This is a genomic window from Streptomyces cinnamoneus (genome assembly GCF_002939475.1).
Taxonomy (GTDB): Bacteria; Actinomycetota; Actinomycetes; order Streptomycetales; family Streptomycetaceae; genus Streptomyces; species Streptomyces cinnamoneus_A.
This window is the reverse complement of record NZ_PKFQ01000001.1, coordinates 714,380-727,804: the sequence shown is the minus strand read 5'-3', so window position 1 is coordinate 727,804 and position 13,425 is coordinate 714,380. Positions and strand designations below refer to the sequence as shown.

The window sequence follows — 13,425 nt, the reverse complement described above, 5'->3', positions numbered from 1 at the left end:
TCAGGGTGCCGTGAGCATGAGGGGGCCGTCCTCGGTGACGGCCACCGTGTGCTCGGCGTGTGCCGCCCGGCTGCCGTCGAGGGTGCGCAGCGTCCAGCCGTCGCCCGCCACGCGGTAACCGTCCCGGCCGCCCGCCAGGAACATGGGCTCCAGGGCCAGCACCAGGCCGGGGCGCAGCCGCATGCCGCGGCCCGCGCGCCCCTCGTTGGGCACGAAGGGGTCCTGGTGCATCGCCCGCCCCACCCCGTGGCCGCCGTGGTTCTCCAGCAGGCCGTAGCCCGCCGCGCGGCCGATGACGCCGATGGCGTGGGAGACGTCGCCCATCCTCGCGCCCGGCTGGAGGGCGTCGATGCCCGCCCGCAGCGCCCTCTCGGTGGTGTCGACGAGCTCCAGGTCGTCGGGCCGGGCCTCGCCGACGACGAAGCTCACGGCGGAGTCACCGTGCAGGCCGTCGACGCTGGCCCCGCAGTCGATGCTGACGAGGTCGCCGTCCTGGAGCCGGTAGCCGTTCGGGATGCCGTGGACCACGGCGTCGTTGACCGAGGAGCAGATCACCCCCGGGTAGGGGGTGGGGGCGTGGCCCGGGTGGTAGCCGCGGAACGAGGACGTCGCCCCCGCGTCGTCGATCACCGCGGCGGCGATCTCGTCGAGTTCGAGCAGTGAGACGCCGACGGCGGCCTTCTGGCGCACGGTGTCGAGGGCCTTGGCCACGACACGGCCCGCCTCGCGCATGGTCTCCAGTTCCGTCGAGGACATCAAAGTGATCATTCCGGCCCCTCCCGCAGGTGCTTCCGCTGGCACCGGTATAACTATCACGGTTTTCCCGGGTCGGGGGAGGGGGCTCCGGGCCCACCGCCTCGCGCGCTCCCGCCCCGCCACGGCGTGCGCCCTTCGAGGTGACCCCTGTCACACAGTGCCCCCACGGGGTCCGCACAGCCTCCGGTTCACGGGCCCGCATCCGGCGGGTCCCGCACCCCGGGCGCGCTCCGGCCGCCCCCGGCGGCTCCCGGGCGGGGGTCGCCACGCGTGTAGCTTTTGATGTACAGCCGCGCCCACTCCGTGCGGCGTGTACCCGTCATTCATCCGTACGCCGACGTGCTGCCACCCCGGCGCCGCGATACCGATCCGAAGGACCCCGTGCCGATGCCCTACGTGCGCCACTGGTTGCGCAACTCCCTCCTGCTGTTCGCTCTCGCGATCTCGCTCGGGCTGGTTGCCGCGCACACCCGTCTGATCCAGCCGCACGACCTGGACCTGGACCGCACGATCCAGACCAACACCCGCACCGGCTGGCTGAACACCCTCATGGAGCTGGTCAGCTACTGTGCGTCGCCCGTCGCCGGCGTGCTGATCCTCGGGGCGTGGTGCGGATGGCTGCTGTTCGCGCGGCGCCGGCCCGTCACGGCGGTCTCGACGTTCCTCGTGGTCGCGGTCGGCTGGAACAGCACCCAGATCGCCAAGGCCATCGTGGCCCGTGACCGGCCGCCGCGGCAGTTCTCCCTCGACCCGGAGATCGGCTCCAACAGCTTCCCCAGCGGTCACACCGCCTTCACCGTCGCGGCCGCCGTCGCCACCTACTTCCTCTTCCGCAACTCCCGCCACCGCAACACCGTCGCCGTCTGCGGTGTCCTCGCGGTGCTGGTCGTCGCCTTCTCCCGGATGTACATCGGGGCCCACTACCCGACCGACACCTTCGGCTCGGTCCTGGTCGCGGCCTCCGCCATCCTCTTCGTCACCGGCGTCTGGCACGCCTGGCTGCTGCCGCGGCTGGACCGCCTGCCGCTGCTGAACCGCTTCGGGCTCGACGAGGAACTGGCCGAGATGGAGGCCGCCCAGGGCGGGTACGCCGCCGGCGCCGTCCCCGGCCCCCACGGCGGCCGCCGCCGCGCCGGCGGGGCCCCGGTCTCCGGCGGCAGGCACCGCAAGCACGCGGGACGCTGACGGCGCCCGCACGCCGCCGCCCTCCGCACCCGGAAACGGACCCGCGCCCCATGGCGCGGGTCCGTTCCGTTTCCTCCCGCGTTCCTCCCTGGCGACGGCGTGGGGGCGTCCCGGCCCTTCCTCATTCCTGGAACGCGTTCTACCGTGACGCGACACGGCGGACCGGCCGACGACCACAGGGAGGGGCCGTGGATCTCCAGTACACCCCCGCGCAAGCGCGGTTTCGGGCCGAACTGCGCGAGTACTTCGCGGAACTGGTGCCCGACGACGCCTACGCCCGGCACGCCGACCCGGCCGAGCGGAAGCGGTTCTACCGCCGCACCGTCCGCCGCCTCGGCGCGGACGGCCGGCTCGGCGTCGGCTGGCCCGTGGAGTACGGGGGCAGCGGCATGACCCCCGTGGAACAGTTCATCTTCTTCGACGAGGCCGCCCAGGCCGGCGTGCCCCTGCCGCTCATGGCCCTCAACACGGTCGGCCCGACGCTCATGCAGTACGGCACCGAGGAACAGAAGGCGGCCTTCCTCCCGGGCATCCTCTCCGGCGAGCTGGACTTCGCCATCGGCTACAGCGAGCCCGGCGCGGGCACGGACCTGGCCTCCCTCACCACCCGGGCGGTGCGCGAGGGCGACCGGGATACCGGCCACTACACGGTCAACGGCCAGAAGATCTGGACCACCAACGGCGACACGGCCGACTGGGTCTGGCTCGCCGTACGCACCAGGCCCGTCGAGGACGGCGTCCCCCCGCACAAGGGCATCAGCATCCTCCTGGTCCCCACCAGCGCCCCCGGATACTCCTGCACGCTGATCAACACCCTGGCGTCCCACGACACCACGGCGAGCCACTACGACGACGTCCGCGTCCCCGCCACCCACCGCGTCGGCGAGGAGAACCAGGGCTGGCGGCTGATCACCACCCAGCTCAACCACGAGCGCGTCACCCTGGCGGCCCACGGCACGACCGCCATCAAGGCCCTGCGGGACGTCCGCCACTGGGCGGCCACCACCAAGATGCCCGACGGCCGCCGCGTCGTCGACCTCGGCTGGGTACGCGGCCGGCTCGCCCGCACCCACATCCGGCTCGACGCCATGAAGCTGCTCAACTGGCGGATGGTGGACGCCCTCCAACGCGGCACCCTCACCCCGCAGGACGCCTCGGCCGTGAAGGTCTACGGCTCCGAGGCGCGCCGCGACGCCTACGCGTGGCTCATGGAGGTCCTCGCCGCGGCAGGCCCCCTCAAGGAGGGCTCCGCGGGCGCGGTCCTCCACGGCGAGCTGGAACGCGGCTACCGCAGCGCGGTCATCTTCACCTTCGGGGGCGGCAACAACGAGATCCAGCGCGAGATCATCTCCTGGATCGGCCTGGGGATGCCACGGGTGCGCCGCTGACGCGGGGCGCCGTGCTGCCGGAGGCCCCCTAGGACCGGCGGCGCGGCTTGCCGCGCTTGGCGCCCTTGGGGGTGCCGCCCGAACCGCCGCGCGGGTTCCTGCCGCCGCCCGGCTTGCCCGCCGTCTTGCCGGCCGCCGGCTTCCGCCGGGCCCCGCCCGCCTCGGGACGCTTGTCCTTCGGCTGGTCGGGGGCGGGCTTCCGGCCCCGGGTGCTGTTGACCGTGCGCCCGCGGACGATCCCGATGAAGTCCTCCACCAGGTCGGTGGTCTGCTCCTGCGGCCACGACAGTGCGACGCGCGAGACGGGCGCGTCGGAGACCGGCCGGTACGTGAGGTCCTTGCGGTGGTGCAGGCGCGCGAGCGACTGCGGCACGACGAGGACCCCCACCCCCGCCGCCACCAGCTCGACGGCGTCGGCCGTCGTGGCGGGGCGCTCCAGCGCGGGGCGTCCCGGAAGCCGCTCCCACTCCAGGGTGTCGTCGAGCGGGTGCAGCACGATGTCGTCCGCGAGGTCCTCGGCGGACACCTCCTCGACCGCCGCCACGGCGTGGTCCTTCGGGACCACGACCACCGTCGTCTCGGTGTAGAGCGGGATCGCGCTGAGGTCCGTGCGGTCGACCGGCAGCCGTACGAAACCGGCGTCGGCGTCGCCGCCGCGCAGCGTGCCGAAGGCCTCCGCGGCGGACACCGCGACGAGGGTCAAGGGGACGTCGGGCAGCCGCTCGTTCCAGATCCGCACCCATTTGCTGGGCGTCACTCCCGGGACATATGCGAGCCGGAACGAAGGGGATACATCCGAGCCTGTCACTCCGCCAGGTTACCGGTCGTGGTCAGAGGTAGCGCACATGCTCGATACCCTTGACATCATGACGTCGCACAAGAGCACCCAGACGATGAAGCCCGCGACCGCGGCGAAGAAGCTGGGTGTGTACCTCGAGGCCACCCCCACGGAATTCCAGGAGGGTGTCGTCTCGCGCAACGAACTGAACGCGCTGCAGGCCGATCCGCCCGAGTGGCTGCAGGAGCTGCGACGCAACGGCCCGCACCCCCGGCCGGTGGTCGCGGCGAAGCTGGGCGTTTCCATCGCGGGCCTCGCCCGGGGCGGAATCACCGAGGCCCTCACCACGGAGCAGATCGAGGCGCTGAAGACGGAACTGCCCGAGTGGCTGCAGAAGGAACGCGCCATCCAGGCCGAGGTCCGCAAGGAAGCGGTGCGGATCAAGGAGAAGAACGCCCAGCGCGCCGAGGACCAGACGGGCCAGAAGCGCTCCTGACCCCTGTCCCGCGATCTCCAGGAGACGGGTGAAAACCCGGACGTCCTGGAATTGCGGGAATTCCTCCCGCCGCGCTGACTCCCACCCCGCGAAGAGCCGGCGAACCGAGGCGGGGCGCCCGGCCCAACCGCGCTCTTCCGGGCGCCGGGGGCACCGGCGGTCGCCGCCGAGCGCCGGCCGCCGCCCCGGCGGGCCGCGCTGTGCCGAGCCCCCGTGGGCGTCCCGACGGCCACCCGTAACCGGCCGTGTACGCCCCGTCACACCCGACCGGTCCCGGCCGGCCCGGCCCATGAGCGCGCCGGCGCTCGCTGGCGGGCGTGCGACCCCGCACGGGGGCGTGTGGCCGCGCCCGGGTAAGCCCTCCTGCCTCCCTGCGCTCTTCACCTGTTCGGGCGGGCGCCCCGAGACATCCCGAGGACGGGGGCCCGTCCGGGCCCCGCGGCTGTTCGTCGGCCTACAAGCTGCACAGACGGACGGCCATACTTGAGGGGCCGGGGGAGGCGCAGCGAATCGACGGGGGCGGCGGCACGGGATGGCGGACACCAGGCTGATCCAGGGCCGGTACCAGCTGCTCGACCTGATCGGTCGGGGCGGGATGGGCGAGGTGTGGCGGGCCCGCGACGACGCCCTCGGGCGCCACGTGGCCGTCAAGTGCCTCAAACCCATGGGCCGCCAGCACGAGCAGTCGTACCTGCGGGTCCTGCGGGAGCGGTTCCGGCGCGAGGCGCGCGTCGCGGCGTCGCTTCAGCACCGGGGCATCACCGTCGTCCACGACTTCGGCGAATCGGAGGGCGTCCTCTACCTGGTCATGGAGCTGCTGGACGGCCGCAACCTCAGCCAGTTGCTGGAGGACAACAAGCAGCACCCGCTGCCCGTGCCCGAGGTCATCGAGATCGCCGAACAGGTCGGCGCGGCCCTCGCGTACACCCATCGGCAGGGCATCGTGCACCGCGACCTCAAGCCCGCCAACATCGTCCGCCTCGGCGACGGCACCGTGAAGATATGCGACTTCGGCATCGCGCGCCTCGGTCACGACATCGGTTTCTCCGCCCGCCTCACCGGCACCGGCATCGCCATGGGCACCCCGCACTACATGTCCCCCGAGCAGATCGGCGCCGGCAACGTCGACCACCGCAGCGACCTGTACTCGCTGGGCTGCGTGCTGTACGAGATCGCCACCGGCGCCCCGCCCTTCGACATGGACGACGCCTGGGCCGTCCTCGTCGGTCACCGCGACACCCCGCCGCGGCCGCCCCGGGAGCTGCGGCCCGAGCTCCCCGAGGGCTTCGAGCGCGTCGTGCTGGACCTGCTGGCCAAGGACCCCGGGGACCGGCCGGAGGACGCCGCCGACCTGGTGCGCCGCGTCGCCGAACTGCCTCCGCCCCGTGCCCACTCCGCGCTCCGGCCGCCGGCCGCCGGCACGCTCCCCGAGGGCCGGCCCCGGCCAGTACGGGCCTACGTGCGCCTGCCGGAGCCGCCCCGGCTGCCCGGCTGGGCGCGGGACATGACCACCGGCTCCAAGGCGGCCGGCGCGGCCCCCCTCCAGCCCTCGCCCGACCCCGCGGCCGCCCTCACCGGCGCCTGGACCGGGCCGGGCGAGGAGGGCCGGGCCACGCCGGCCCCCACCGGAACGCCCCGCGTCGCCGCCGCCGAACGCCCGCCTCCCCCCGACGTCCTGGCCGAACTCGCCGGACGGCACAGCGAGGGGCTGCGCCTCGCCCGCCTCGACCGCTGGGCCGAGGCCGGCGAGGTGCAGCGGGCCCTGGTCGCCGAACGCGAGCGCCTGCTCGGGTCCGACCACCCCGACACCCTCGCCAGCCGCTACGAGGTCGGCTTCGCCCTCAGCCGGCTGGGCCGGCCCGGCGACGCGCTGCGCGAGTTCACGCTGACCGCGGCCGGCCGGGAGCGGACGCTGGGCCCCGAGCACCCCGAGACGCTCGCCGCCCGCCAGGAGACGGCCTACGTCCTCGGCCAGCTCGGCCGGCACGTCGAGGCGCACCAGGTGTACGTCGCCGTGCTCGCCTCCCGCGAGCGCGCCATGGGCACCGACCACCCCGACACCCTGCGCTGCCGCCACAACCTGGCCTTCAACCTGAGCAGACTCGGACGGCTGGAGGAGTCCTACGGCATGGCGTGTGAGGTGGCCGCCGCGCGCGGCCGCGTGCTCGGCCCCGAGCACCCCGACACCCTCGTCACCCGCTACGAGGTCGGCTACGCGCTCGGCCAGCTCGGCCGCTGGACCGAGGCGCTGCGCACGTACCAGGACGTGGCCGCGGTCCGCGCCCGGGTGCTCGGCCCGGACGACCCCGACACGCTGGCCGCCCGGTACGAGGCCGGCATCTGCCTCGGCCGGCTCGGGCGCAGCACCGAGGCCCTGGAGCTCTACCGCGAACTCGTCGAGGACCGCACGCGCGCCCAGGGCCCCGCGCACCCCGACACCCTGCGCGCCCGGCACGGGCTGGGCGTCAACCTCGGCCGCCTCGGCCGGTGGGAGGAGGCCCTGGCGGAAGCGCGCGACGTCTGCGCCATCCGCGCCCGCGTCCTGGGCGCCGACCACCCGGACACCCTGGTGAGCCGGCGCGAGGTGGCGGTCGGCCTGGGCTGGCTCGGCCGCTGGAGCGACGCCCTGGCCGTCTACCGGGACGTCGCCCAGGCCCGTCAGCGGGTCCTGGGCGCGGACCACCCCGACGCCCTGGCCAGCCGGCACGACGAGGCGCACTGCCTGGAGCAGCTGGGCCGCAGCGCCGAGGCCGTGGAGCTCTACCGCCAGGTCGCCGCCCTGCGCCGCACCCGCGCCACACGGGGCCGGCAGCTGCGCGGATCGGAGCCGCCGGGTCGTCCAGTGAGCTGACGTAGCGTCAGAAAAGGTCTTCCCTCGGTCGCCTCCCTGCGGCATCCTGCCGCCCATGCGGACCGAGTTGAGCGAACGGCTGGGCATCGAGCACGCGCTCTTCGGCTTCACCCCCTTCCCCGCGGTCGCCGCCGCCATCACCCGCGCCGGAGGTCTCGGAGTCCTCGGCGCCGTGCGCTACCGCACCCCCGGCGAGCTGGAACGCGACCTGGACTGGCTGGCGGCGCACACCGACGGCGGGCCGTACGGGCTCGACGTCGTCATGCCCGCCCGGAAGGTCGAGGGGGTCACCGAGGCCGACGTCGAGGCGATGATCCCCGCCGGACACCGCCGCTTCGTCCGGGACACGCTCGCCGCACACGGCGTGCCCGGCCTCGCCGAGGGGGACGAGGGCGGCTGGCGCATCACCGGCTGGATGGAGGAGGTGGCCCGCGCCCAGCTCGACGCCGCCTTCGCGTACCCGCTCACGCTGCTCGCCAACGCCCTGGGCCCGCCCCCCGCCGACGTCGTCGACCGCGCCCACCGCCACGGCACCCTGGTCGCCGCCCTCGCCGGGAGCGCCCGGCACGCCGTCCGCCACGCCGAGGCCGGGGTCGACGTCGTCGTGGCCCAGGGCTACGAGGCCGGCGGACACACCGGCGAGATCGCCACCATGGTGCTCACCCCCGAGGTCGTACGGGCCGTCGACCCGCTGCCCGTGCTGGCCGCCGGCGGCATCGGCAGCGGCGAACAGATCGCCGCCGGCCTCGCGCTCGGCGCGCAGGGCGTCTGGCTCGGCTCCCTCTGGCTCACCACGAAGGAGGCGGGCACCGGCTCCACCGCCCTGACCGCCAAGCTCCTCGCCGCCGGGTCGGGCGACACCGTGCGCTCCCGCGCCCTCACCGGCAAGCCCGCCCGTCAGCTGCGCACCGCGTGGACGGACGCCTGGGACGACCCGGCCGGCCCCGGCACCCTGCCCATGCCGCTCCAGGGCCTGCTCGTCGCCGAGGCGCTCTCCCGCATCCAGAGGCACGAGGTCGTGCCGCTGCTCGGCACCCCCGTCGGGCAGATCGTCGGCCGCATGGACTCGGTCCGCGGCGTCCAGGCCGTCGTCGACGACCTCACGCGGGGCTTCGAGCGGGCCGTCGAGCGCCTCTCCCGCGTCGCCGGCCGCGCCGCACCCCCGGACACCCGCGGATAACCCCCGGCTCCACCGCCCCGCCGACGCCCAGCCCGGCCCCGACCCGAGGAGGAGCACCCATGCCGCAACCGCCCAACGGCTTCTGGGCCCAGGCCACCGCCGACCCGGGGCGCGTCGTCCTGGTCGCGCCCGACGGCGAGGGATGGACCGCCCACCGGCTGCACGCCGCCGCCAACCGGCTCGTCCACGGCCTGCGCGCCGCCGGCCTGCGCCGGGGCGACGCCTTCGCCGTCGTCCTGCCCAACGGACCCGAATTCCTCACCGCCCACCTCGCCGCCACCCAGGCCGGCCTCTACCTCGTCCCCGTCAACCACCACCTCGTGGCGCCCGAGATCGCCTGGATCGTCGCCGACTCCGGCGCCAAGGCGCTCATCGCCCACGCACGCTGGGCCGCGACCGTGACGGCCGCCGCCGACGAGGCGGGCCTGCCCGCCGACCACCGCTACGCCGTCGGGGACATCGCGGGCTTCCGCCCGTACGCCGCGCTCCTGGACGGCCGGCCGGACACCCCGCCCGAGGGCCGCACCCTCGGCTGGGTCATGAACTACACCTCCGGCACGACCGGCCGCCCGCGCGGCATCCGCCGGCCCCTGCCCGGCAAGCCGCCGGAGGAGGCCCACCTGGGCGGATTCCTCGGCATCTTCGGCATCAAGCCGTTCGACGGCAACGTCCACCTGGTCTGCTCACCGCTCTACCACACGGCCGTGCTCCAGTTCGCGGCCGCGTCGCTGCACATCGGGCACCGCCTGGTGCTGATGGACAAGTGGACGCCCGAGGAGATGCTGCGCCTGATCGAGACCCACCGCTGCACCCACACGCACATGGTCCCCACCCAGTTCCGGCGGCTCCTGACCCTGTCGCCCGACGTCCGCGAGGCCTACGACGTGTCCTCCATGCGGCACGCCGTCCATGGCGCCGCACCCTGCCCGGACCACGTCAAGCGGGCGATGATCCGCTGGTGGGGCACCTGTGTCGAGGAGTACTACGCGGCCAGCGAGGGCGGAGGCGCCTTCGCCACCGCCCAGGACTGGCTGCGCAAGCCCGGCACGGTCGGCAAGGCCTGGCCCATCAGCGAGCTCGCCGTCCTCGACGACGACGGCAAGCCGCTGCCCGCCGGCCAGACCGGCACGGTCTACATGCGGATGACCACCGGCGGCTTCGCCTACCACAAGGACGCGGACAAGACGGAGAGCAGCCGCGTGGGGGACTTCTTCACCGTCGGCGACCTCGGCTATCTGGACGAGGACGGCTATCTGTTCCTGCGCGACCGCAAGATCGACCTGATCATCTCCGGGGGCGTCAACATCTACCCCGCCGAGATCGAGGCCGTGCTCCTGGCCCACCCCGCCGTCGCCGACGCCGCCGTCCTCGGCGTTCCGCACGAGGACTGGGGGGAGGAGGTCAGGGCGGTGGTGGAGCCGGCCGAGGGCCACGAGCCGGGCGCCGGCCTCGCCGCGGACGTCCTCGCCCACTGCGCCCGGCACCTGGCCGGTTACAAGCGCCCGAAGTCCCTGGACTTCGTCGCCACGATGCCCCGCGACCCCAACGGCAAGCTCTACAAACGCCTCCTGCGCGAACCGCACCGGGACCAGGGGCCGGACGCGGCGGCCCGCTAGTCACATCCCCCGCTGGTCACGTGCCCCGCCGTCGCCCCGTTCGTCGACGACCCGCCGGAGCTTGCCCGAAGAGCGTTCGAGCGTTCCGGGGGCGACGATCTCGACCGCCGCCGACACCCCGACGCTGTCCCGGATCCGCCCTGCTATCTCCCCGGCCGCCGCCGCTCTTCCCTCCGCCGTCGTCGCCGGGCGCGCCTCGGCCCGTACGGTGAGCCGGTCCAGCCGGCCCTCGTGGGTCAGGCGCAGCTGGAAGTGGGGCGCGACGCCGGGGGTGCGCAGCACGATCTCCTCGATCTGGGAGGGGAACAGGTTGACCCCCCTGAGGATGATCATGTCGTCGCCGCGGCCGGTGACCTTCTCCATCCGCCGGAACACCCGTGCGGTGCCCGGCAGCAGCCGCGTGAGGTCGCGGGTGCGGTAGCGGACGACGGGCATGGCCTCCTTGGTGAGCGAGGTGAGCACCAGCTCGCCGAACGCCCCGTCCGGCAGCGGCTCGCCGGTGACGGGGTCGACGACCTCCGGGTAGAAGTGGTCCTCCCAGATGTGCGGCCCGTCCTTGGTCTCCACGCACTCCTGGGCGACGCCGGGGCCGATGACCTCGGAGAGCCCGTAGATGTCGACGGCGTCGATGCCGAAGCGCTCCTCGATCTCCCGGCGCATCTCCTCGGTCCACGGCTCGGCGCCGAACACGCCGACGCGCAGGGAGGTGCCGCGGGGGTCGACGCCCTGGCGCTCGAACTCGTCCAGCAGGGTGAGCATGTACGAGGGCGTGGCCATGATGACCCGGGGGTGGAGGTCCAGGATGAGCCGCACCTGGCGGGCGGTCATGCCGCCGGAGGCGGGGACGACGGTGCAACCGAGCCGCTCGGCGCCGTAGTGCGCGCCGAGGCCGCCGGTGAACAGGCCGTAGCCGTAGGCGATGTGCACGACGTCCCCGGGCCGCCCGCCCGCGGCCCGGATCGACCGGGCCACGACGTCCGCCCAGGTGTCCAGGTCCCGCCGGGTGTAGCCGACGACGGTCGGCGTGCCCGTCGTGCCGCTGGAGGCGTGCAGGCGCCGCACGCGCGAGCGGTCGACCGCGAACATGCCGAACGGGTGGTTGGCACGCAGGTCCGCCTTGGTGGTGAACGGGAACCGGGCGAGGTCGGCGAGCGACCGGCAGTCCTCGGGGCGCACCCCGGCGGCCTCGAAAGCCGCCCTGGAGAAGGGGACGTTGTCGTGGACGTGCCGCAGCGTGGCCCGCAGCCGCTCGAGTTGGAGCGCGGCCAGCTCCCCGCGCGACATGCGCTCGGCCGCGTCCAGCAGCCTCCCCCGTTCGGTCATCGCACCCACCCCCCGATCACCCGACCGATCGTTCGGTCTGTGGCATGGGTGTCACGTAATCAGGCGAACGCCGCCCACGTCAAGGGCGCGGAGGAGCCTCTCGTCCGCCGGCGCCGGGCGCGTCACGCCGGCGCGCCCTCTGCCACCGCCCGGGCCCAGCGGTAGTCCGCCTTGCCGCTCGGGGAGCGCTGGACGCGGTCCGTGAGGACCAGGGTGCGCGGCACCTTGTAGCCCGCGAGCCTCGCGCGGCAGTGGGCCTGCAGGGCGGTCAGGGACGGCGGGTCGGCGCCCTCGCGGGGCTGGACGACCGCCGCGACGCGCTGGCCCCACCGAGGGTCGGGGACGCCCGTGACCAGTGCGTCGTAGACCGACGGATGTGCCTTGAGGACCTGTTCCACCTCCTCCGGGAACACCTTCTCGCCGCCCGTGTTGATGCACTGCGAGCCCCGTCCGAGCACCGTGACCACGCCCTCGGAGTCCACCGTCGCCATGTCGCCGAGCAGCACCCACCGCTCGCCGCCGGCCGTGAAGAACGTCTCCGCCGTCTTCTCGGGGTCGTTGTAGTAGCCCAGCGGGACGTGGCCGCGCTGGGCCAGCCGGCCCGGTACACCCGAAGGCGCCGGCCGGTGGGTGACCGGGTCGACCACCGCCGTACGGTCGTTGACCCGCAGCCGGAAGCCCCGCTCCAGCCCGGCGTCGTCGGTGGCGGTGCCGTTGAAGCCCGACTCCGAGGAGCCGAAGTTGTTGATCAGCAGTACTCCCGGCAGCAGTTCGGCGAACTGGGCGCGCACCGTCTCCGACAGGACGGCCCCCGAACTGCTGACGCTCAGCAGGGACGAGCAGTCGGCGCCCCGCGAGGGCCCGGCCAGGGCGTCCAGCAGCGGGCGCAGCATCGCGTCGCCGACCAGCGACGAACTGGTGACCCGCTCCCGGGCGACCGTGCGCAGCGCCCGTCCGGGGTCGTAACGCCGCTGCAGCACCACCTTCTGGCCGAGGCAGAAGGCGACGAGCGCGGTGAGCGTGGCCGTGCCGTGCATCAGCGGGGCCATCGGAAAGAAGACGAGCCCCTCGCCGCCGGCCGCGACGCGCTCGGCGACCTCCTGCGGCCGCTTCGCCGGCTCGCCCCTCGGCGCTCCGCCGGCCAGCCCGGAGAAGAAGAGGTCCTCCTGCCGCCAGACCACGCCCTTGGGCATGCCGGTGGTACCGCCCGTGTAGATGATGAAGCGGTCGTCGCCCGAACGCGGTGCGAAGTCGCGCCCGGGGGAGCCGGCGGCCTCGGCGTCGGCGAAGGGCACGGGGGTGATGCCCGGTTCCGCCGTGGCGCCGGGCGGTGGCCCCACCCGGATCAGGTGGCGCATCCGGTCGCCCGACCGCGGCAACGCCGCCGCCACCCGTCCCGTGAACTCCGCGTCGAAGACCAGCGCCACGAGGTCGGCGTCACGGTAGAGGTGGGCCAGCTCCTCCTCCACGTAGCGGTAGTTGACGTTGACCGGCACTGCCCGGATCTTCAGGCAGGCGAAGAGCGTCTGGAGGTATTCGACGCCGTTGTAGAGGTGGAGGCCCACGTGCTCGCCCGGCCGGACGCCGGCGTCCAGGAGGTGGTGCGCGAGCCGGCCGGCCGCCGCGTCGAGCTCCGCGTACGTCAGCCGGCGCTCCGCACCGCCGTCCGCGCGGCCGGCGTGGACGAGGGCCTCCCGGGCGGGGACCGTGGCCGCGACCGACTCGAAGAGATCCGCGAGGTTGAAGTCCACGGCCGTCATTAGAGCGCCGCCGCGCCGCGGAGGGAAGGGCCGTCGGTCAAATATCTGACGGTTAGTCAGAAAGCTATTGAACCGCGCCCCCGCCTCCTGCA

General features: G+C 74.1%; 10 protein-coding genes. 6 read left to right on the top strand and 4 right to left on the bottom strand.

Going from position 1 to position 13,425, the window contains the following annotated elements:
• Window positions 1–756, bottom strand: a complete 756-nt coding sequence (gene map, locus CYQ11_RS03400; protein WP_420894505.1) for a type I methionyl aminopeptidase — start codon at window positions 754–756, stop codon at window positions 1–3.
• A 387-nt stretch (window positions 757–1,143) separates the two neighbouring features.
• On the opposite strand from map, the gene CYQ11_RS03395 reads away from it, so the two are divergent.
• On the top strand, window positions 1,144–1,941 hold the full coding sequence (locus CYQ11_RS03395) for a phosphatase PAP2 family protein (RefSeq protein ID WP_099199018.1): 798 nt from the start codon (window positions 1,144–1,146) through the stop codon (window positions 1,939–1,941).
• Between the two features lie 188 nt (window positions 1,942–2,129).
• Window positions 2,130–3,329 (top strand): acyl-CoA dehydrogenase family protein, encoded by a 1,200-nt coding sequence (locus tag CYQ11_RS03390; protein WP_099199017.1) that lies wholly within the window; start codon window positions 2,130–2,132, stop codon window positions 3,327–3,329.
• A 28-nt stretch (window positions 3,330–3,357) separates the two neighbouring features.
• Here CYQ11_RS03390 and CYQ11_RS03385 read toward each other — a convergent pair whose 3' ends face one another.
• Window positions 3,358–4,137: a LysR family transcriptional regulator substrate-binding protein gene (locus CYQ11_RS03385; RefSeq protein ID WP_099199016.1), complete on the bottom strand. Its 780-nt coding sequence runs from the start codon at window positions 4,135–4,137 to the stop codon at window positions 3,358–3,360.
• A 58-nt stretch (window positions 4,138–4,195) separates the two neighbouring features.
• On the opposite strand from CYQ11_RS03385, the gene CYQ11_RS03380 reads away from it, so the two are divergent.
• The 4 genes from CYQ11_RS03380 to CYQ11_RS03360 all read left to right on the top strand — a co-directional run bounded on the left by CYQ11_RS03380 (window position 4,196) and on the right by CYQ11_RS03360 (window position 10,250).
• Window positions 4,196–4,603, top strand: a complete 408-nt coding sequence (locus CYQ11_RS03380) for a DUF5997 family protein (RefSeq protein WP_181143557.1) — start codon at window positions 4,196–4,198, stop codon at window positions 4,601–4,603.
• A 532-nt stretch (window positions 4,604–5,135) separates the two neighbouring features.
• The gene (locus CYQ11_RS03370; protein ID WP_099199013.1) at window positions 5,136–7,454 is read left to right on the top strand and encodes a serine/threonine-protein kinase; all 2,319 of its coding nucleotides are present in this window, start codon (window positions 5,136–5,138) and stop codon (window positions 7,452–7,454) included.
• A 55-nt stretch (window positions 7,455–7,509) separates the two neighbouring features.
• Window positions 7,510–8,634 carry an NAD(P)H-dependent flavin oxidoreductase gene (locus CYQ11_RS03365; protein WP_099199012.1) on the top strand — a complete coding sequence of 375 codons (1,125 nt, stop codon included), beginning with the start codon at window positions 7,510–7,512 and terminating at the stop codon, window positions 8,632–8,634.
• Between the two features lie 59 nt (window positions 8,635–8,693).
• Window positions 8,694–10,250: an acyl-CoA synthetase gene (locus tag CYQ11_RS03360; protein WP_099199011.1), complete on the top strand. Its 1,557-nt coding sequence runs from the start codon at window positions 8,694–8,696 to the stop codon at window positions 10,248–10,250.
• On the opposite strand, the gene paaK is transcribed toward CYQ11_RS03360, so the two are convergent.
• Both paaK and CYQ11_RS03350 read right to left on the bottom strand, forming a co-directional pair.
• A complete protein-coding gene (gene paaK, locus CYQ11_RS03355) occupies window positions 10,251–11,573 on the bottom strand; it encodes a phenylacetate--CoA ligase PaaK (protein ID WP_099199010.1) in 1,323 nt (440 codons plus the stop codon). It abuts the gene before it with no gap.
• 122 nt (window positions 11,574–11,695) lie between these two features.
• Window positions 11,696–13,324 (bottom strand): acyl-CoA synthetase, encoded by a 1,629-nt coding sequence (locus CYQ11_RS03350; protein WP_099199054.1) that lies wholly within the window; start codon window positions 13,322–13,324, stop codon window positions 11,696–11,698.
• Window positions 13,325–13,425: the final 101 nt, after the last annotated feature.

Bases quoted from the DNA above. Each gene is read 5' to 3' on its own strand.
- map (WP_420894505.1), bottom strand. From the start codon at position 756: ATGTCCTCGACGGAACTGGAGACCATGCGCGAGGCGGGCCGTGTCGTG.
- CYQ11_RS03395 (WP_099199018.1), top strand. From the start codon at position 1,144: ATGCCCTACGTGCGCCACTGGTTGCGCAACTCCCTCCTGCTGTTCGCT.
- CYQ11_RS03380 (WP_181143557.1), top strand. From the start codon at position 4,196: ATGACGTCGCACAAGAGCACCCAGACGATGAAGCCCGCGACCGCGGCG.
- CYQ11_RS03370 (WP_099199013.1), top strand. From the start codon at position 5,136: ATGGCGGACACCAGGCTGATCCAGGGCCGGTACCAGCTGCTCGACCTG.
- CYQ11_RS03365 (WP_099199012.1), top strand. From the start codon at position 7,510: ATGCGGACCGAGTTGAGCGAACGGCTGGGCATCGAGCACGCGCTCTTC.
- CYQ11_RS03360 (WP_099199011.1), top strand. From the start codon at position 8,694: ATGCCGCAACCGCCCAACGGCTTCTGGGCCCAGGCCACCGCCGACCCG.
- paaK (WP_099199010.1), bottom strand. From the start codon at position 11,573: ATGACCGAACGGGGGAGGCTGCTGGACGCGGCCGAGCGCATGTCGCGC.